This window comes from Massilia sp. X63, from assembly GCF_041023745.1.
Taxonomy (GTDB): domain Bacteria; phylum Pseudomonadota; class Gammaproteobacteria; order Burkholderiales; family Burkholderiaceae_D; genus Telluria.
This window is the reverse complement of record NZ_JBFTEF010000005.1, coordinates 1-20,274: the sequence shown is the minus strand read 5'-3', so window position 1 is coordinate 20,274 and position 20,274 is coordinate 1. Positions and strand designations below refer to the sequence as shown.

10 protein-coding genes are annotated in these 20,274 nt (G+C 66.3%); 5 read left to right on the top strand and 5 right to left on the bottom strand.

Annotated elements, in window-relative coordinates; all coding sequences use genetic code 11:
- Positions 1–118: 118 nt before the first annotated feature.
- Positions 119–844: a 16S rRNA (uracil(1498)-N(3))-methyltransferase gene (locus AB3347_RS11495; RefSeq protein ID WP_369091941.1), complete on the bottom strand. Its 726-nt coding sequence runs from the start codon at positions 842–844 to the stop codon at positions 119–121.
- A 134-nt stretch (positions 845–978) separates the two neighbouring features.
- On the opposite strand from AB3347_RS11495, the gene tkt reads away from it, so the two are divergent.
- On the top strand, positions 979–2,976 hold the full coding sequence (gene tkt / locus AB3347_RS11490; protein ID WP_369091940.1) for a transketolase: 1,998 nt from the start codon (positions 979–981) through the stop codon (positions 2,974–2,976).
- 84 nt (positions 2,977–3,060) lie between these two features.
- The gene (gap, locus tag AB3347_RS11485) at positions 3,061–4,071 is read left to right on the top strand and encodes a type I glyceraldehyde-3-phosphate dehydrogenase (RefSeq protein WP_369091939.1); all 1,011 of its coding nucleotides are present in this window, start codon (positions 3,061–3,063) and stop codon (positions 4,069–4,071) included.
- 53 nt (positions 4,072–4,124) lie between these two features.
- Here the strand turns inward: gap and map are convergent, their stop codons facing one another.
- The 4 genes from map to glnE form a co-directional block, all read right to left on the bottom strand.
- A complete protein-coding gene (map, locus tag AB3347_RS11480) occupies positions 4,125–4,889 on the bottom strand; it encodes a type I methionyl aminopeptidase (RefSeq protein WP_369091938.1) in 765 nt (254 codons plus the stop codon).
- 135 nt (positions 4,890–5,024) lie between these two features.
- Entirely contained in the window at positions 5,025–7,919 is a 2,895-nt protein-coding gene (locus AB3347_RS11475; protein ID WP_369091937.1) for a TonB-dependent receptor, read from the bottom strand.
- Positions 7,920–8,254: 335 nt separating this feature from the next.
- A complete protein-coding gene (locus tag AB3347_RS11470; protein ID WP_369091936.1) occupies positions 8,255–11,155 on the bottom strand; it encodes a TonB-dependent receptor plug domain-containing protein in 2,901 nt (966 codons plus the stop codon).
- Positions 11,156–11,465: 310 nt separating this feature from the next.
- Positions 11,466–14,204, bottom strand: coding sequence for a bifunctional [glutamate--ammonia ligase]-adenylyl-L-tyrosine phosphorylase/[glutamate--ammonia-ligase] adenylyltransferase (glnE, locus tag AB3347_RS11465; protein ID WP_369091935.1), 2,739 nt, complete (start codon positions 14,202–14,204; stop codon positions 11,466–11,468).
- 170 nt (positions 14,205–14,374) lie between these two features.
- Here glnE and AB3347_RS11460 point away from each other — a divergent pair, with 170 nt between their 5' ends.
- The 3 genes from AB3347_RS11460 to AB3347_RS11450 form a co-directional block, all read left to right on the top strand.
- Positions 14,375–18,571 (top strand): YhdP family protein, encoded by a 4,197-nt coding sequence (locus AB3347_RS11460; RefSeq protein ID WP_369091934.1) that lies wholly within the window; start codon positions 14,375–14,377, stop codon positions 18,569–18,571.
- A 6-nt stretch (positions 18,572–18,577) separates the two neighbouring features.
- On the top strand, positions 18,578–19,375 hold the full coding sequence (locus AB3347_RS11455) for a carbon-nitrogen hydrolase family protein (RefSeq protein WP_369091933.1): 798 nt from the start codon (positions 18,578–18,580) through the stop codon (positions 19,373–19,375).
- Between the two features lie 669 nt (positions 19,376–20,044).
- The coding region (locus AB3347_RS11450) for a transposase (protein WP_369091932.1) at positions 20,045–20,274 on the top strand (230 nt) is incomplete at its 3' end.

Genomic DNA, 20,274 nt, shown 5'->3' with positions numbered 1-20,274 from the left:
GCCGCTGTCCCGACAAGCAAAAGCCCCGGAGCAGGCCTGCCTGCTTCCGGGGCTTGTTTTTTTACCGATTGGTAAAAACCGGGCGCCTGTTCTCTCTCTCTATATATGTATGGCGCGCTTACATGCCTCCCCACAGTCCCCCGAGCATGGCCAGCGCCGCCAGCGCGGCGGTCTCGGTGCGCAGCACGCGCGGGCCCACCGACAGGGCCAGCGCGCCGGCGCCGAGGGCCGCATCTTCCTCTTCACGGCTGAAGCCGCCTTCCGGGCCGACCATCAGGGTCAGCGCCTGCGGGCCATTGACTTTGGCCCAGTCCGCCAGGGACTGGTCGGCGCGCGGGCTCAGCAGGATGCGCGGGGCGGGCGCGGGCGCCGCCAGCCAGCGTCCGAAGTCGAGCAGGGGATCGAGCCGCGCCAGCCGGTTGCGCCCGCACTGCTCGGACGCCGCTTCGATCACGCCCTGCCAATGGGCCTGGCGTTTCTCGGCGCGCTCGCCCGACAGGCGCACCACGCTGCGCTGCGCGGCCAGCGGCTGCACCGCGGCCACGCCCAGCTCGACCGCCTTCTCGATGATCCAGTCCATCTTGGTCCCTTCCGGCAGGCCCTGGGCCAGGGTGACGGCATAGGGCAGCTCGACCTCGATGGCCTCATGGGTATCGATGCGCGCCGTGGCGCGCCGCTTGCCGCTCTCGAGCAGGGTGGCGCGCACCTGGCCGCCTTCGCCGTTGAACAGGGTCAAGGCGGCGCCGGGCTGCAGGCGCACCACGTGCAGGTGGTGGGCGACGGCTTCCGGCAGGTCGACGGTGGCGCCGGCAGGAAGCGGCTGGGGGCAATAAAAACGGGGCATGCGGCGCTCTTGGAGAATGATCAAACCTGCATTTTAATCCGGCGGCGCAGCGGGCTGGCAGAGCGGTCTGGTAGAATACCGGGTTACGGCCAGCTGCACCGCCACCGCTTTCCAATCCAGACCTTCGTACTTCCATGAAATCTACGCAAACCACTACCCTGATGGCCAACGCGATCCGCGCGCTGGCGATGGACGCTGTCCAGAAAGCCAACTCGGGCCACCCGGGCATGCCGATGGGCATGGCCGAGATCGGCGTCGCGCTGTGGGACAAGCACTACCGCCACAACCCGGCCAATCCAGGCTGGTTCAACCGCGACCGCTTCCTGTTGTCGAACGGCCACGGTTCGATGCTGCACTACGCGATGCTGCACCTGGCCGGCTACGACCTGACGATGGACGACCTGCGCGACTTCCGCCAGCTGCACTCGAAGACCGCGGGCCACCCGGAAGTGGGCATCACCCCGGGCGTGGAGACCACCACCGGCCCGCTGGGCCAGGGTATCGCCAACTCGGTTGGCATGGCGCTGGCCGAATGGCTGCTGGGCTATGAGTTCAACCGCCCGGGCTACGATGTGGTCGACCACTACACCTACGCATTCCTGGGCGACGGCTGCCTGATGGAAGGCATCTCGCACGAAGTGGCCTCGCTGGCCGGCACCCTGCGCCTGAACAAGCTGATCTGGCTGTACGACGACAACGGCATCTCGATCGACGGCCGCGTGGAAGGCTGGTTCACCGACGACACCCGCAAGCGCTTCGAAGCCTATGGCTGGAACGTGATCGGTAGAATCGACGGCCACAGTGTCGCCGACGTGTCCGCCGCCATCGAGCAGGCCAAGCAGTCCGACCGTCCGACCCTGATCATGTGCAAGACCATCATCGGCAAGGGCGCCCCGAACCTGGAAGGCGGCGACAAAGTCCACGGCGCCCCGCTGGGCGACAAGGAAATCGCAGCCGTGCGCCAGCACCTGCTGTGGGATCCGATCCCGTTCGACATCCCGGGCGAGATCTACGAAGCCTGGGACGCGAAGGCACGCGGTGCGCAGTTCGAGGCCGAGTGGAACGCCAAGTTCGCCGAATACCGCGCCGCGCACCCTGAGCTGGCCGCCGAATTCGAGCGCCGCATGAAGGGCGATCTGCCGGGCAACTTCGACGACGTGCTGAACGCCGCCATCGCTTCCTGCGTCGAAAAGAAGGAAACCATCGCCACCCGCAAGGCCTCGCAGAACGCGATCCAGGCCCTGGCGCCAAGCATGCCGGAATTCCTGGGCGGCTCGGCCGACCTGACCGGCTCGAACCTGACCAACTGGAAAGAATCGGTGGCGGTGCGCTCGGGCATTCCGGGCAACCACATCAACTACGGCGTGCGCGAATTCGGCATGGCCGCGATCCAGAACGGCGTGGCCCTGCACGGCGGCTTCCTCCCGTTCGGCGCGACCTTCCTGACCTTCTCGGACTACAGCCGCAACGCCCTGCGCATGGCCGCGCTGATGAAGATCCGCTCGCTGTTCGTGTTCACCCACGACTCGATCGGCCTGGGCGAAGACGGCCCGACCCACCAGTCGATCGAGCACGTCTCGTCGCTGCGCCTGATCCCGAACCTGGACAACTGGCGTCCGTGCGACACCGTCGAGTCGATGGTGGCCTGGGGCGCGGCAGTGCAGCGCAAGGACGGCCCGTCGACCCTGATCTTCTCGCGCCAGAACCTGCCGTTCATGGAGCGTGAGGCAGCGACCATCGCCAACATCGCCAAGGGCGGCTACGTGCTGCGCGACGCCGCCGATGCGAAGGTGATCCTGATCGCCACCGGTTCGGAAGTCGAGCTGGCCATGAAGGCCGCCGATGCGCTGGCAGGCGAGGGCGTCGCCGCGCGCGTGGTCTCGATGCCGTCGACCGACGTGTTCGAGCGCCAGGACGCGAGCTACAAGGCGAGCGTGCTCCCGCGCGGCATTCCGCGCGTCGCCATCGAGGCCGGCGTGACCGACTTCTGGTACAAGTACGTGGGCCTGGAAGGCGCGGTGGTCGGCATCGACACCTTCGGCGAATCGGCGCCGGCGCCGGTCCTGTTCAAGCATTTCGGCTTCACCGTCGAGAACGTCGTGGCCAAGGCCAAGGGCGTCATCGCGGCGTAAAGCGTCTCAGCGGGCTGCCTCTCGGCGGCCCGTTGTCCATCTGCGGTACGAAAAAAGTTTTTTTCTATAATCAGGAGCAAAGCAATGACGATCAAAGTTGCAATCAACGGTTATGGCCGCATCGGCCGCAACATCCTGCGCGCCTTCTACGAAGGTGGCAAGAAGCAAGACATCCAGATCGTGGCGATCAACGACCTCGGCAACGCCGAATCGAACGCCCACCTGACCCGCTACGACACGGCGCACGGCAAGTTCCCGGGCACCGTCACGGTCGAAGGCGACAACATGATCGTCAACGGCGACAAGATCCGCGTGTTCGCGCAGCGTAACCCGGCCGAAATCCCGTGGGGCGAGCTGGGCGTGGACGTGGTGCTCGAGTGCACCGGCTTCTTCACCACCAAAGAGAAGGCCTCGGCCCACCTGAAGGGCGGCGCCAAGAAGGTCATCATCTCGGCGCCGGGCGGCAAGGACGTCGACGCCACCATCGTCTACGGCGTCAACCAGGACGTGCTGAAGTCGACCGACACCGTCATCTCGAACGCTTCCTGCACCACCAACTGCCTGGCCCCGCTGGTCAAGCCGCTGCACGACGCCATCGGCCTGGAAACCGGCCTGATGACCACCGTGCACGCCTACACCAACGACCAGGTGCTGACCGACGTGATGCACGAAGACCTGCGCCGCGCCCGTTCGGCCACCCAGTCGATGATCCCGACCAAGACCGGCGCCGCCGCCGCGGTCGGCCTGGTGCTGCCGGAACTGAACGGCAAGCTGGACGGCTTCGCGATCCGCGTGCCGACCATCAACGTGTCGATCGTCGACCTGTCCTTCATCGCCAAGCGCGACACCACCGTCGACGAAGTCAACCAGATCATGAAGTCGGCCTCGGAAGGCGCCCTGAAAGGCATCCTGACCTACAACACCGACCCGCTGGTCTCGGTGGACTTCAACCACAACCCGGCCTCGTCGAACTTCGACGCCACGCTCACCAAGGTGTCGGGCCGCCTGGTCAAGGTCTCGTCGTGGTACGACAACGAGTGGGGCTTCTCGAACCGCATGCTGGACACCACCGTGGCGCTGATGAACGCCAAGTAATCGGGTAGCTGCAGCATGAAAAAAACCGGCCTCGGCCGGTTTTTTTCATGGCCTCAGGCGTCCGGCCAGGGTGTCAGGATCTCGAAGCCGTTCCTGGTCACCGCCACCATGTGTTCCCACTGGGCCGAGAGCGAGCCGTCGGCGGTGACCACGGTCCAGCCGTCCTCCAGCTGGTCGACGTCGGCGCCGCCCAGGTTGATCATCGGTTCCACCGTGAAGGTCATGCCTTCCTTGAGCAGCAGGCCGGTGTTCGGGCGGCCGTAATGCAGCACCTGCGGGTCTTCGTGGTAGACCCGGCCGATGCCGTGGCCGCAGTATTCGCGCACCACCGAGAAGCCGGCGCCTTCGGCCAGCTTCTGGATCGCGTGGCCGACGTCGCCCAGGCGCGCGCCGGGGCGGACCTGGCGGATGCCCGCCATCATCGCGTTGTAGGTGGTGTCGACCAGCTTCTTCGCCTCGGGCGCGGGCGTGCCCACGAGGTACATGCGGCTGGTGTCGCCGTGCCAGCCGTCCTTGATCACGGTGACGTCGATGTTGACGATGTCGCCGTCCTTCAGCACTTCCTGCTCGCTCGGGATGCCGTGGCAGACCACGCCGTTGACCGACGTGCACAGGGTCTTCGGGAAGCCGTGGTAGCCGACGTTGGCCGGTGTTGCCTTCTGCACCTTGCGGATGTATTCGTTGCAGCGGCGGTCGAGTTCTTCGGTGGAGACGCCCGGGACCACGTATTCCTTGATCATCGCCAGCACCTCGGCCGCCAGGCGGCCGGAGACGCGCATCTTGGCGACGTCCTTGTCGTTCTTGAGTTTGATTGCCATTCTTCGATTTCTGTAGGGGAGGGCGGCGCGGCCGCCCGATCCGCCATGATACCTGCGCCCAATGAAAAATGCCCGCCAGGCTAGCCTGGCGGGCATTGTCGTCACGAGAACCCTTGCGGGCCCCGCGTTACACCATTAGAACGACTGGGTGTAGCGGATGTAGACGAAACGGTCCAGCAGCTGGTCAACGTCCACCGAAGCGGCGTCAGCCTGGGTGCTGTACACGATGCGCGGCTTCTTGTCGAAGACGTTGTTCACGCCCAGCAGGATGCGGCCGTTCCACGCGGTCTTGTAGCCGACGCTCAGGTCATGGATGGTGACCGAACCCAGCTTGTTGGCGCCGGTGCCGAAGGTGGTTTCGGCGTTAGGCATGTTGCACTCGACGTCCACGTCCCAGCACTGGTCCTTGACCGGGCTGAAGTAACGGAAGCCCCAGGTGGCGCTCCAGTTGCCCATGTTCCAGTCGATCGAGTTGTTCGACTTCACGCGGTTGTAGAAGTACTCGCCGGCGTATTCGTTCCACTCGTTTTCCGAGCTGCTGCGGGTGCGGAACTTGTCGGTGTACGAGGTTTCGCTACGCAGGCCGAACTGACCGTAGGCGGTACGCGGGAAGCGGTAGTTGATCGCCAGGTCCAGGCCTTCGGTTTCCATTTCGCCCAGGTTGGCGTTGCCGCGCGACAGCTGGTTGATCTGGCCGGTGATCGGGTCACGCTGGATCACGCTGCAGAAGTTGGCGTTGCCCTGGATGAAGCACTGGTTCGCCACGTAGGTCGCGCCGATCGCGGTGATGCGGTTGCTGACCTTGATGTTGTACCAGTCCAGGCCGACGGTGAAGCCGGACAGGAAGGATGGGCTGTAGACGAAGCCGGCGGTCTTGGTGACCGCGGTTTCCGGCGACAGGAAGGAGTTACCGGCGCCCGAGTTGAAGGCCACCAGCGACTGGGTGCCGTTGGTGCTGGTGATCGGGGTGCCTGCCTGCTGCAGCTGGCGGTAGTTGGCCGGGGTGCCGCGCACGCCAGCGAAACCGCTGGCGCAACGTGCCGCCACCGCCGAGTTACGCGACGCTTCGCCGAAGCGGGTGTCGCACGGATCCAGGAAGGTGTCGAAGGACTGCGAACCGCCGCCTGCCAGGTCGTCCAGGGTCGGTGCGCGGAAGCCTTCCGCCCAGGTACCGCGAACCAGCACGTCCTTGACCGGCTTGTACATGAAGCTGGCCTTGCTGTTGTTGGTCACGCCGAAGTTGCTGTAGTCCGAGTGGCGGGTGGCCAGGTTGAAGCTCAGCAGCTCAGCGAACGGCTGGCTCTTGAACACCGGGATGTTCACTTCAGCGTACGCTTCGCGCACGGTGTAGCGGCCGTAGGTCGGCAGGCCCGACAGGTTGGTCGAGTAGCCCGACTGCGAGAACTGGTCAGGAACGTCGTTGCCCTTGACTTCGCGGTGCTCGACGCCGACTGCCACGCCCAGCGCGCCGGCCGGCAGCTGGAACACTTCGCCGCCCAGGTTGGCGGTGGCGCTGTTGATGGTCGAACCGTAGGTCTTGGCGCCCGAGGTGTTGACGTAGGACAGTGCCTGTGCGGTCGATGCCGACGGGCCGCCCAGGATGTCGAACGGCACGCAGTCAGCCAGCGGGATCGGCGAGTTCGGGGTGCCGCACTGGACCTGGCCGGAGGCGTTCATGAACGACGGGCCGAGGGCTTTCTTCAGGGTCAGCAGGTTGATGTTGCCGCTGTCGCGCGACACGCCCGAGACCTTGTTGTGGTTGTAGCCGATGTCCCAGTTCCAGGCCGTGTCACGGAAGGTGAATTCGCCTTCGAGGGTCGCATCGATGTGCAGGGTGCGGTTCTCGTTCTCGGTAATGCGCGGCAGCTCGATGGTGCGGCGGTAGAAGTACAGGTCCTCGCCCTTGCCGGCGCCTGCAACCTGGTTGCCGTACGGGTTGAAGTAGCTGTCCTTGTCGATGAAGACCGGGAATTTGGCCTGGCTGGCCGATTGCAGCGGGTAGCCGGCGATCTGGCGGATCGACTCGCGCTGCGAGTACATCGCGGTGGTCTTCAGGCGCATGTCTTTCGGCAGCGCGACTTCGCCCTTGACGAACAGGGTGTCCAGCTTGTTCGGCGACAGCAGGTCCATGTCCTGCGACGAGTTGTACTTGTCCTCGTTGGCGCCGGCGTAGGTGTGGTAGCTGTTCGGGTCGCGCGAGTTGGCGCCGGTGCCCTTGCCGTCCCAGTTGCCGGTGTGGTTCAGGATCTTGTTGAAGCCGGTCGGGCTGCCGCTGGCGGTGACCTGGCGGATGCGGCCCCATGGGGCAGCGCCGAAACCGTCGGCGAAGTGGGCCGGACCGTAGGAGGTCGAGGTGATTTCGCGGGTCTGGGTGCCGACGCGGCCCTGCTCGGTGTGCGCCAGGCCGAACATCAGCGACGCTTTGTCGTTGCCGGCGCCGTAGGTCAGCGAGAAGTCCTTGTTGCGGCCGTCGCCTTCTTCGAACGCGCCGGTGTACAGCGAGATCTGGCCGCCTTCCATCGACTTCTTCAGGATGATGTTCACCACGCCTGCGATCGCGTCCGAGCCGTAGATCGACGAAGCGCCATCCTTCAGGATTTCCATGCGCTCGATCATGGCCGACGGGATGGTCGACAGGTCGGTGTAACCGGCAACGGTCTGGGTCCAACGCTTGCCATCCACCAGCACCAGCAGGCGATTCGAGCCCAGGTTGCGCAGGCTGACGTACTGGCCGCCGGCTTCGGTGTTCGAGGTCAGCGAGCCGCTGCGGCTGAAGTCAGGCGCGCCGGCCGACGACAGGTTGTTCAGGATGTCACCGACGGTAACCAGGCCGGTTTTCTGGATCTGTTCCTGGTTCAGGACCTGAACCGGCTGGGCCGTTTCCAGGTCAACCTGGCGGATACGGGAGCCAGTCACTTCGACGCGCTGCAGCGGCTGCGAAGTTTCCTGCGCGATCGCGGCGGTCATGCCGAGGGTCATGCCGCCCAGGCAGATCACGCGGATCGACTGGGACAAGATTTTTTCCATCATGTTGCAAAACTCCTTGGGTGAAAACGCGGCCATGCCGTCGTGAAGCACAGCCACAGGGAAGGTCTGTTGGACCACCTGAAAGTAGTCAATGTTTCAACTGGAATTACTTTCAAGTCAGCAATAAGATCACCCGCCATGCATCACTGTCAACGGAATCAGCGTAAATACTCACTGAATTGTTGCAAATATGTGTATTTACTTCATGCTTTCAATTTAACCATTGACATATACATATCTCTTGTGCAAGTGAAAAAAAGCCCGCCCGGCTTGCGCCGGACGGGCTTTCTACGCAATTAAATTGCGCGGATTGGCTTAACTGTAGTGCGTGTTCAGAATCAGAAGTTCTGGTTGTAGCGCACGTAGAAGAAGCGGTCGATCGGCAGTTCCGGATTGACCGAGCTCGACGAGTTCGGGCCGCCGTAGCCGCTGTTGGCGTTGTAGACGATGATCGGCGCCTTGTTGCCGATATTGTTCACGCCGGCCAGCAGCTTCGCGTTCCAAGGCAGGGCATAGCCGACCGACAGGTCGCTGAACCACATTTCCTTGTACTTGTTGTAGCCGGTGCCCCAGGTGACCTTGCCGGTCGGATTCGAGCACTCGACGGCCGGGCTGACGGTCCAGCAACGGTTCTTCTGGCTACTGTAGAAGCGGTTGGCCAGGGTCACGCTCCAGTTGCCCATGCTCCAGTCGAAGGCGACGTTCGACTTGATCTTGAACAGGTCGTACTCGCCGGCATACTCGGTCCAGTCGGCCGTGTTGCTGCTCTTGCTGCGCCAGGAATCCACGTAAGTGGTTTCCGAACGGAAGCCGAACTGGCCGTAGGCCGTACGCGGCAGGCGGTAGGCCAGGCTCAGGTCGTAGCCTTCGGTCTCCATCGCACCCAGGTTGGCATTGCCACGCGACAGGTTCACGATCTGGCCGGTCAGGGCATCACGCTTGATCGCATCGCAGAAGTTCTGCACGCCGTTGACGTAGCACTGGTTGACGACGAAGCTGGCGCCGATCGCGGTGATGCGGTTGCTGACGCGGATGTTGAACCAGTCCAGGCCCACGGTCAGGCCAGGAACGTAGGACGGGTTGTAGACGAAACCGGCGGTACGGGTGACCGCGGTTTCCGGCTGCAGGGACGAGTTGCCGGCGCCGGTCTGGAATGGCGTCGGGGTCTGGGCGCCGCCGGCCGTGACCGGGGTGCCGGCCTGGTTCACCTGGCGGAAGTTGGCCGGCACGCCGGCGGCGGTGCAGCGCGCCTTGGTGGCCGGGTTCGAGGCCGCGTCGCCGAACGCGCTGTCGCAGGCGTCCAGGTAGCTGTCGTAGGATTGCGAGCCGCCGCCGAAGGTGTCGTTCAGGGTCGGGGCACGGAAGCCTTCGGCCCAGGTGCCGCGCACCAGCAGGTCCTTGATCGGCTTCCACATGAAGCTGGCCTTGCTGTTGGTGGTCGAACCGAAGTTCGAGTAGTCCGAATAGCGCGAGGCCAGGTTCAGGTTCAGCAGTTCGGCCATCGTCACACCCTTGAGCAGCGGGATGTTGGCTTCCAGGTAGGCTTCGCGCACGGTGAAGCGGCCGCTGGTCGAGTTGCCGGCCAGGCCGGTCGAGTAGCCCGACTGCTCGAACTGGCCCGGACGGTCGTAGCCGCGCACGGTGCGGTATTCGAGGCCGCCGGCGACGCCGACCGCGCCGGCCGGCAGGGTGAAGATTTCACCGCTCAGGTCGGCGTTGGCGTTGCTGATGGTCGAGCCGTAGGTGGCCTGGCCGACGGCCATCACGTAGTTCAGGGCTGCCGGGGTCGAGGTCGACGGGCCGCCGAGGATGTCCCAAGGCACGCATTCCGCCAGCGGGATCGGGCTGGCCGCGGTGCCGCACTGGATCGTGCCGGAAGCGTTGCGGAACGACGGACCCAGTGCCTTCTTCAGGTTCAGCAGGTTCAGGTCGCCGTAGCCGGTGTTGGTGCCTTCGACCTTGTTGTAGTTGTAGGCGACCGACCAGTTCCACGGCAGGCTGCGCAGTTCGAAATTGCCTTCCAGGGCAGCATCGAGGTGCAGGGTGCGGTTGGTGTTGTCGGTGCGGCGCGGCACTTCGATGGTGCGGCGGGCGAAGAACAGGTCGATGCCCTTGCCGGCGCCGGCTACCTGGTTGCCGTACGGGTTGTAGTAGTTGTCCTTGTCGATGTAGACCGGGAACTTCGACTGGGTGGTCGAGGTCAGCGGATAACCGGCGATCTGGCGGGTCGAGTCGCGCACCGCGTACATGCCGGTGGTGGTCAGGCGCATGTCATACGGCAGGGCGATCTCGCCCTTGGTGAAGATCGAGGTCAGCTTGTTCGGCGACAGCAGGTGCATCTGCTGGGTCGAGTTGAACACATCGGCATCGGCGCCGGCGTAAGCGTGGTAGCTGGACGGATTGCGCGAATCGGCGCTGGTGCCCACGCCGTCGAAGGTGCCGGTGTGGTTGATGATGCGGTTGAAGCCGCCTGCCGTGGCACTGGTGTTCGAGCCACCATTGGCTGCCACCGGGGTGATACGGCCCCAAGGCGACGTGCCCAGGCCGCCATTGTAGTGTGCCGGTCCGAAGGTGAACGCGGTGCGGTTGCGGTCCTTGGCCCAGACTTCGCCCTGCTGGGTGTGGGTGATGCCGAACAGCAGGCTGGCCTTGTCGTCGCCGGCGCCGTAGGTGACCGAGAAGTCCTTGTTCTTGCCGTCGCCCAGGTCGTTCTGGCCGACGTAGGCGCTGGCAGTACCACCCTGCATGGTCTTCTTCAGGATGATGTTGACCACGCCGGCAATTGCGTCCGAACCGTAGATCGACGAGGCGCCGTCCTTCAGCACTTCGATGCGCTCGATCAGTGCCGACGGGACGGTGGACATGTCGGTGTAGCCGGCCACCGATGCGGTCCAGCGCTTGCCGTTGACCAGCACCAGCAGGCGCTGCGAACCGAGGTTGCGCATGTTGATGTACTGGCCGCCCTGTTCGCGGTTCGAGGTCAGGACCGAGCCGCGGCTGAATGCCGGCGTGCCCACCGACGACAGTTGGTTGACGATGTCGCCGACCGTCACCAGGCCGCTCTTCTGGATCTGCTCCTGGTTCACGACCTGGACCGGCTGCGCGGTTTCCAGGTCGACCTGGCGGATGCGCGAGCCGGTGATTTCGACGCGTTGCGGGGCCTCTTGAGCCTGCGCCACGGAAATCATCGACTGGAGGGCGACGGCGACAGCCACCGCGATCTTGGTTCGTTGTTGCATGTGTTCTCCATCTTTGCGTCAGCGATGAGACGCGTTTCTAAGTTTTTTAAAGGGTGCAACCTGTGCAGGCCAGCGCGGCACGGAGTGTGACGATGCTGAAGTGCATACACATCTGTATCAGAGCATTCTGTGTTGACCAGTGTCAATATACGTCGAGGTTAAAACTGTATGAAAAACAACAGTTACTCGATGTAAATCTCTGACCCGAGAGTCAATAGGAAGACAGCGCAGGTTTGTCGTGCGCCAAGAAGGAAACCGCATGGGGAAAGGGGCGCACGCACCCGTCGGGTGCGTGCATGCGCGCTGGGTATCAGGCGCCGAAACAGGCCTGCCAGAGGCGGCGCACGGCGTCCGGATGGGCGCCCAGCAACTGCGGGTCGACACGGGCTTTTTCCTGGCCCTGCAGGCGGACCTGGTGCTGCAGGCGGCGCATGGCGCGGTAGGCGTCGGCGACGGCTTGCGCCAGCCCGGCGTCGATCAGGCCGAGTTCGCCGCACACGCGCAGCAAGGCGATGTTGCCGGCATTCGCCGTTAGCTGCGGGTAGTCGGCCGCATGGCGCAGCACCAGGTACTGGACGATGAACTCGATGTCGATCATGCCGCCTTCGTCCTGCTTGAGGTCGAAAAGCTCGCTGCGGTTGACGTTGGCGTCGCGCATGCGCCGGCGCATGGCAAGGACCTCGAGCTTCAGTTCCGCTTCGCGGCTGCTCCGGTCCTGGCGCAGCACCTGCTCGCGGATCGCCTCGAAGCGCGCGCCGATGGCGGCGTCGCCGGCGCAGAAGCGCGCGCGCGTCAGGGCCTGGTGTTCCCAGATCCAGGCGCTGGCCATCTGGTAGCGCTCGAAGGCGGCCACGGTGGAGACCAGCATGCCGCTGGCGCCGTCCGGGCGCAGCGCGGTATCGATGTCGAACAGGATCCCGGCCGCCGTATGGGCCGTGTTCCAGGTGATGAAGCGCTGCGCCAGCTTGGCGTAGTTGGACGGCGCCATCTCGTCCTCGTCGTCGTACAGGAAGATCACGTCGAGGTCGGACACGTAGCCGAGTTCCTTGCCGCCCAGCTTGCCATAGGCGATGACGGCGAAGCGCGGCTCCTCGCGGTGGCGGCTGGCGACCGTGCGCCAGGCGTGGCGGATGGTGGCGCCGACGATGGTGTCGGCCAGCAGCGACAGGTGGTCGGCCAGGCGCTCCACCGAGAGCTCGCCGGCCAGGTCCAGGGCCAGCAGCCGGAACAGCTGGGCATGGTGGGCTTCGCGCAGGATGTCGAGCTGGCGCTCGGTGTCGCCGGCGGCGGCATGCAGTTGCTGGTCCAGTTCCGCGGCCAGCTGGGCGAGTTGCTCCGGACTGCCGGCGCCCTCGTTGCGGTCGTCCAGCAGCTCGTCGAGCAGGATCGGGTGCTGGGTCAGGAAAGTGGCGGCCCAGCCGCTGGCATTGATCATCCGGATCACGCGCTCGAGCGTGTGCGGGTATTCGGTCAGCAGCGACAGGTAGGCCGAGCGCCGCGCGATGGCTTCGAAGAAGTCGAGCAGGCGCCCGAGGGTGGCGGCATGGCTGCCGATGCCGGCTTCGCGCACCACGGTGGCAATCTGCCCCAGGGCGGCGTCGCCCAGCGCCAGCAGCTTGGCGCGGCTGGCCTCGGGCAGGCTGGCCAGGCGCGGACCCTGCAGGGTGGCCACCAGGCGCGCCGCGGCCCCGCGCGGGTCGTCGTAGCCAAGCTCTTCAAGACGGGCGCCGATCGCCTCGCGGTTTTCCGGGTCGTCGGCCAGGGTGGCCACCTCGGGGTCGGCGCTCTCCGACTTGTCGGCGAAGATCGCGTCGAACTGGGCGGCCACGAAAGCGCGCTGTTCTTCCAGCCGGGCCAGCAGGGTCGGCACGTCGGGCAGCTTCATCATCCGCGCCACCGTCAGGCGGTCTTCCTCGCTGGCCGGCAGGGTGTGGGTCTGGGCGTCGTCCAGGTATTGCAGGCGGTGCTCCAGGTTGCGCAGGAAGGCATAGGCCTCGAGCAGGCGCGCTACCGTGTCCTGGGGCAGCAGCTCGCGCTCGGCCAGCAGGCGCAGGGTGGCCCGGGTCGAGCGCTCGCGCAGCGCCGGATCGCGCCCGCCGCGGATCAGCTGGAACACCTGGGCCAGGAATTCGATCTCGCGGATCCCGCCGCGGCCCAGCTTGACGTTGTGGCTGCGCTCGGGGTGCAGGCGCTCCTGGCGCTTGACCTCGGCGCGGATCTGGGCGTGCATGTTGCGGATCGCGTCGATCACGCCGAAGTCGAGGTAGCGCCGGAACACGAAGGGGCGCACGATCGCATCCAGGGCCGCGATGTCCTCCGGGTCGCCGGTGACCGCGCGCGCCTTGACCCAGGCATAACGCTCCCATTCCCGGCCCTGCACAATGAGGTATTCCTCGACCATGTTCAGGCTCGCCGCCAGCGGACCTGAATTCCCGTTGGGACGCAGCGCCATGTCGACGCGGAAAGTAAAACCGTCCTCGATGATTTCCGACAGGGCGGCGTTCAGGCGGCGGCCGAGGCGCACGAAGAATTCGTGGTTGGACAGCTGGCGCTGGCCGGGGCCGGCCGCGGTCTCGCCATCCTCGGGGTAGACGAAGATCAGGTCGATGTCCGAAGACACGTTCAGTTCGCCGCCGCCGCCTTTGCCCATGGACAGCACCATGAGCTGCTGGGGGCGGCCCGATTCTTCGCCGGTCGGCATGCCGTGGGTGGCCACCAGTTCCTCGGCGAGCGCGGCGGCATGGGTCTGGATGGCGAAGTCGGCGAAGCGGGTCATGGTGCTGACCACTTCGTCGAGGTCGGCCTGGCCTTCCAGGTCGCGCCGGATGATGGCGCAGACCAGCAGGTTGCGCAGGCGGCGCATGGCGCGAGGGAGGGGCAGGCCAGCGTCCAGTTCGCGGGCCAACAAGGCGCCCAGGTCGGCGTCGGCCAGCGATAATCGGCACACCTCGTCGAGCCGGGCCTGGCGGGCGGGATCGGCGCCGAGCCAGCGTTGCAGGAAACGGGAAGCGGCGGCCGGTGAACCGGATGCCAAGGAAGCAAGAGTCATGGTGTCGATCCGGTGTGTGTTTTGCCGTCCGGCAGGCATTCGTGCGGTAGAATTGCCCGCCGTGCCGCACAGGAACCAGCGTGAGCACGATGGTAAGGTAGACGCCGCGACTGTTGCAAGCGATCTGTTATAAGAGAATCATTTTACGGCGAGCCTTTTTGAGCACCTTGATGGACAACCGGGAACCGCAGGCGGCCGAAGGGCACCTGGCGTTGGCCGTGCGCTGGCAGCGGCTGCGCGCGGCCTATCGCTATGCCAACCTGGCTTCGCACCATTTCCTCGGCTTCGCCATCAAGCTGGTCCTGCTGCTGTATTTCGCGCTGGCCCTGCTGTTCCTGGTGCTGCGCTACGCCATCCTGCCCAACATCGACCTCTATAAAGGCGACATCGAAGCGGCCGCCGGGCGTGCGCTCGGCAACCGGGTCACGATTTCGCGCCTGGACACCTCCTGGCAGGGCATCCATCCCGTGTTGACGCTGGGCGACGTGCGCCTGATCGACCGCGGCGGACGCCAGCTGCTGGCGCTGCCGCGGGTCGAGGCGGCGCTGTCCTGGTGGAGCCTGGCCGCTTTCGAGCCGCGCCTGCATGCGCTCCAGATCCAGAGCCCGCAACTGGACGCGCGGCGCGGCGCGGATGGCGTGATTTCCGTGGCCGGGGTGCGGCTCGACCCGAACAGCAAGGACGACGGGCGCGGCGCCGACTGGCTGCTGCGCCAGCGCGAGATCGTGATCCGCGGCGGCCGGGTCGACTGGACCGACGAGCTGCGCGGCCGGCCGACCCTGGTCCTGAGCGACGTCACCCTGGCCCTGCTCAACCGCTTCGGCGGCGGGCACCGCTTCGCATTGCGCGCCACTCCGCCGCGCGCGCTCGGCCAGCCGCTCGACGTGCGGGCGCGCTTCCGCCACCGCTTCGGCGCCCGGCCTTCCGACCTGACGCGCTGGAAGGGCGAGCTGTATGCCGACCTGCGCGACGCCGACCTGGTCGGCTGGAAGCAGTACATCGACCTGCCGTTCCAGATCGCCAGCGGACGCGGCTCGGTGCGCGCCTGGCTGAACGTCGACCAGGCCCGGGTGGCCGGCTTTACCGCCGACCTGGCCCTGGCCGAGGTCAACGCGCGCCTCGGCGCCAGCCTGGCGCCGCTCGAGCTGGCGCGGGTGTCGGGACGCCTGGCCGCGCGCGAAGAAATGCTGCCCGGGAAGGACGAAGGCAAGCCCACCTTCGGCGCCCACGGCCATACGGTGAGCCTGACCGACTTCTCGGTGAGCACCCGCGACGGCCGCATGCTGCCGCCCGCCACGCTCGAGCAGCGCTGGCTGCCGGCGCGCGCCGGCAAGCCCGAGCACGGCGAGCTGAGCGCGCGCCAGCTCGACCTGGGCGCGCTGGCGGCGCTGGCCGGCTACCTGCCGCTGCCGCCGCAGCAGCGCCAGATGCTGCTCGACTATGCCCCGCGCGGCCGCCTGCTCGACGTCACGGCCGAATGGGAAGGGCGCTATCCGGCGCTGCGCACCTATCGCCTGCGCGGCGAGGTCGCCGGCCTGTCCGTCAATCCGCAGCCGGCGCGTGCGGCCCAGCCGGCACGCAACGGCCAGGCGGCGCTTCCGGCCAGGCCCGCCACGCCCGGCTTCCAGAACCTGAGCGGCAGCATCGACGCCAACCAGGGCGGCGGCAGCGTGACGGTCGCGTCGACCGGACTGGTGCTGCAGATGCCGGCCTGGTTCGCCGAACCGGCCATGCCGCTCGACCGCCTCGACCTGAAGGCGCGCTGGACCTACGACCCCGGCCGCCAGCTGCTGGTGGAAGTGGAACGCCTGGCTTTTGCGCAGGGCGCGCTCTCCGGCGAGCTCTCGGGACGCCACAGCCTGCCCCTGCTGCCGGAAGGCGGCGCGGCGGGCCCGGGCACCGCCGACATCAGCGCCACCCTCGACGGCTTCGCGATCGGCAGCGTGGGCCGCTTCCTGCCGCTGGCTACTCCCGAACACCTGGCGCACTGGCTGGGCACGGCGCTGCAGGGCGGGACCCTGCGCGATGCGCGCCTGCGCCTGCGCGGCGACCTGGCGCATTTCCCCTTCCGCGCCGGCGGGGGGATGAATGCGGTGCTCGAGCGCGCGCGCGGCGAATTCCGCGTCGGCGGACGCCTCGAGAACGCGCGCCTCGAATATGCGCCCGGCCACCGCCATCCCGACGGCACGCCGCTGTGGCCGCTCGCCGAGAACATCAACGGCCGCATCGAGTTCGACCGCGCGCGCATGGAGATTCGCGGCGACCGCCTGAGCACCATGGGCGTGGCGCTGTCGAACGTGAAGGCGGTGATCCCCGACCTGGGCGCGCACGAGCAGATGATGCTCGAGATCGACGGCAACGCCGCCGCGCCGCTGCAGGAATTCCTGCGCTACGTGGCGGCCAGCCCGGTCCCGGAATGGATCGGCCACTTCACCGACGAGACCCGCGCCAACGGCAATGCGCGCCTGGGCCTGCGCCTGCGCATGCCGCTGGCGCACCTGCCGGAGACCAAGGTGCAGGGCAGCCTGCAGCTGCTGGACAACGAAGTCAGCCTGTTCCCGGAACTGCCGCCGCTGCAGGGCGCCCAGGGCAAGATCGATTTCTGGGAGCGCGGCGTCGCCCTGAACGGCATCGGCGCCAATTTCCTCGGCGGGCCGCTGGCGCTGTCCGGCGGCACCCAGCGCGACGGCAGCATCGCGATCCGGCTCGGCGGCACCCTGTCGAGCGAAGGCATGCGCCGCACCGCGCCGGCGCCGGCGCTGGGACGCCTGGCCGCGCGCCTGTCGGGCAGCACGCCCTACACCGGCAGCGTGGTGGTGCGCGAGGGACGGCGCACCGTGACGGTCGAATCGAACCTGGCCGGCCTCGGCCTGGAACTGCCGGCGCCGCTCAACAAGCCGCAGGCGGACAGCCTGCCGCTGCGCTTCGTGCTGCTTGGGGAGCCGGGCGTCAACGGCGTGGGACACGACGAGATCCGGGTGGCGCTGGGCGAGGGCGTGGCGGCGCGCTACCTGCGCGAGAAGCAGGGACACGGTCCCTGGACGGTGCTGCGCGGCGGCATCGGCGTGAACGTCCCGGCCCCGGAACCCGACGACGGCATGATGATCCACGTGAACATGCGCGCGCTGAACGTCGACAGCTGGATCGCGGCCGGCAAGGCGATCGCGGGCGAGGGCGCCGACGGCGCCGGGACCGAAGGCGGCGCCAACTTCGCGCAATACGTGATGCCGACCGTGATCGCCGGCCGCGTGGGCGAACTGACGATCGGCGAGCGGCGCATGGCCGACGTGGTGCTGGGCGCCACCCACCTGAAGGACACCTGGCAGGCCAACCTGCATTCGCGCCACGCCAGCGGCTACGTGACCTGGGCCGAGTCCGGCAGCGGCCAAGGGCTGGGCAAAGTCACGGCGCGCCTGGCCTCGCTGGTGATCCCGGAGTCGGACGAGGCCGAGGTCAAGAACCTGCTCGAATCGAACCGCGGCGCCAGCGCCACCATCCCCTCGCTCGACATCGTGGCCGAGCAGTTCCAGCTGTTCGACAAGCGCCTGGGCCGCCTCGAACTGCAGGCGAACAACGTGCAGGCCCTGGCCGGGCGCGAATGGCGCATCAATCGCCTCACCCTGGACAACCCGGACGGCCAACTCAAGGCGAACGGGCGCTGGCTGACCAAGGACGGGCGCAGCAACACCAGCCTGAATTTCATCCTCGACATCGACGACGCCGGCAAGCTGCTCGACCGCCTCGGCTTCCCGGAAACCCTGCGCCGGGGCAAGGGCAAGATGTCGGGCGATATCGCCTGGAGCGGCCTGCCGTATGCGCTGGACATTCCGAGCCTGTCGGGCCAGATCGAGATGAACGTGGAATCGGGCCAGTTCCTGAAGCAGGACCCGGGCGCGGCCAAGCTGCTCGGTGTGCTGAGCCTGCAGGCCCTGCCGCGCCTGCTCAAGCTCGATTTCCACGACGTGTTCTCGGAAGGCCTGGCCTTCGACGGCATCAGCGCCAACGCCCTGATCCAGCGCGGCGTGCTGCGCACCGACAACCTCAAGATGCACGGCGTGGCCGCGACCATCCTGATGGACGGCAGCGCCGACATCGCCAACGAGACCACCAACCTGCGCGTGGTGGTGATCCCCGAATTCAACCTCGGCACTGGGCCGCTGGTGTACGGCCTGGCGGTCAACCCGATCATCGGCATCGGCAGCTACCTGGCCCAGCTGTTCCTGCGCGCGCCGGTGATGAAGGCGCTCACTTACCAGATGCGGATCTCGGGACCATGGAAATCCCCGACCATCGTCAAGATCGACAATCCCGCTGCGCCGCCACCCCAGCCCCCGGCCGGCAAGCGCCCGAACGCCAAGAAGGAGTGACAGGACATGAGCAAGGTAGCCGCAGTGCAGATGGTGTCCACCCCGCGGGTGGAAGACAACCTGGCCACCGCGCGCCGGCTGGTGGCGCAGGCCGCGATGGATGGCGCGCAGCTGGTGGCGCTGCCGGAATACTGGCCGATCATGGGCATGAGCGACAGCGACAAGGTGGCGCATGCCGAGCCCGAAGGAAGCGGCCCGATCCAGGATTGCATGGCCGAACTCGCGCGCGAGCACGGCATCTGGCTGGTGGGCGGCACGCTGCCGCTGGTGTCGCCTGACGCCGGCAAGGTGCTCAACACCACCCTGGTGTACGACCCGCAGGGCGAGAAGGTCAGCCGCTACGACAAGATCCACCTGTTCGGCTTCAACAAGGGCAGCGAATCCTACGACGAGGCGCGCACGATCGTGCCGGGCCAGGCCGTGGGCGCGTTCGAGGCCCCGTTCGGCCGGGTCGGCCTGTCGGTGTGCTACGACCTGCGCTTTCCGGAGCTGTTCCGCGCGATGGGCGAATGCGCACTGATCGTCGTGCCGGCCGCCTTCACCCACACCACCGGCCTGGCGCACTGGGAAGTGCTGCTGCGCGCCCGCGCGATCGAGAACCAGTGCTACGTGCTGGCCTCGGCCCAGGGCGGCACGCATGCCAACGGCCGCCGCACCTTCGGACACAGCATGCTGGTCGATCCCTGGGGCGAAGTGCAGGCGGTGCTGCGCGAAGGCGAGGGCGTCATCACGGGCACGCTGGACGAGGCTTTCCTGGCGAGCGTGCGCGAGAGCCTGCCGGCGCTGAAGCATCGCAAGCTGTAAAGGCCGCGCCTGGCGCGCGGGCTGCAGGCGCCAGATACGCAGGATTTTCCATTGCGAATGCCCGCAGGGTGGCAGGGTTGCGCTCGCCAATGGCCGTGGCGACGTCTTCTGCAATCTCGACAAGGTATTCGCCGGCAAGCTGAAGAACATATGGCGTGAGCCAGGGCGCTTCGCTTTTCAGCACTTCCCGCAGACATTCTTGACGCACGTGGCCATCGTAATGGCGCGTCCCCAGGCACAGGAGGATGAGCTTGGCCGTAGCCTGCACGTTCCCTAGTTGTCGACGTAGCAGCTCAGGGTCGTAGTAGACCCGATAAGGGATGCGAAGCGCTTCGCCCTCCACCTCGACCAGGAAGGCATGGCTGGGCGGATGCCACTCTCCAACAGTCACAGCCGCAACAGCGTCCCGCACGGCCGAGCGCAGCATCGACGGAAATGCCATTGTCTCGTCGCATCTGGCTTCACAAGGCACGAGAAACACCGGAACCCTCCATCGAAAAAGGCTGGCTAAAATTATCTCGGTGCTGCGCTTCCAAAGGACGGTTCAAGGCCCGATTGCAGACCGATTGTAGTGTCTGCTATCGACCCAGGCTGTGTAAAAACGTTGGACCGTGTAAACGAACCCGGCTGGGTAAACGTTGAGGAAGTATCTCATCACTGGGGTGCCAAATGAAGCGCTTTATCGAAGGCGAAGATCGTGGACAAGGCACGCTACTGCCAGAGCACCTGGACGACTACGTCACCGAGGACAATCCGGTTCGCGTGGTCGATTTTTTTGTTGATGAACTCGATCTAGCTGGCCTTGGGTTTGCGCGGGTAGTACCTGCAAAGACTGGCCGGCCAGCTTACCACCCGGCGGTCCTGCTCAAGCTCTACATCTACGGCTACCTGAACCGGAT

Coding starts and splice junctions, on each gene's coding strand:
- AB3347_RS11495 (WP_369091941.1), bottom strand. CDS start 844: ATGCCCCGTTTTTATTGCCCCCAGCCGCTTCCTGCCGGCGCCACCGTC.
- tkt (WP_369091940.1), top strand. CDS start 979: ATGAAATCTACGCAAACCACTACCCTGATGGCCAACGCGATCCGCGCG.
- gap (WP_369091939.1), top strand. CDS start 3,061: ATGACGATCAAAGTTGCAATCAACGGTTATGGCCGCATCGGCCGCAAC.
- map (WP_369091938.1), bottom strand. CDS start 4,889: ATGGCAATCAAACTCAAGAACGACAAGGACGTCGCCAAGATGCGCGTC.
- AB3347_RS11475 (WP_369091937.1), bottom strand. CDS start 7,919: ATGATGGAAAAAATCTTGTCCCAGTCGATCCGCGTGATCTGCCTGGGC.
- AB3347_RS11470 (WP_369091936.1), bottom strand. CDS start 11,155: ATGCAACAACGAACCAAGATCGCGGTGGCTGTCGCCGTCGCCCTCCAG.
- glnE (WP_369091935.1), bottom strand. CDS start 14,204: ATGACTCTTGCTTCCTTGGCATCCGGTTCACCGGCCGCCGCTTCCCGT.
- AB3347_RS11460 (WP_369091934.1), top strand. CDS start 14,375: ATGGACAACCGGGAACCGCAGGCGGCCGAAGGGCACCTGGCGTTGGCC.
- AB3347_RS11455 (WP_369091933.1), top strand. CDS start 18,578: ATGAGCAAGGTAGCCGCAGTGCAGATGGTGTCCACCCCGCGGGTGGAA.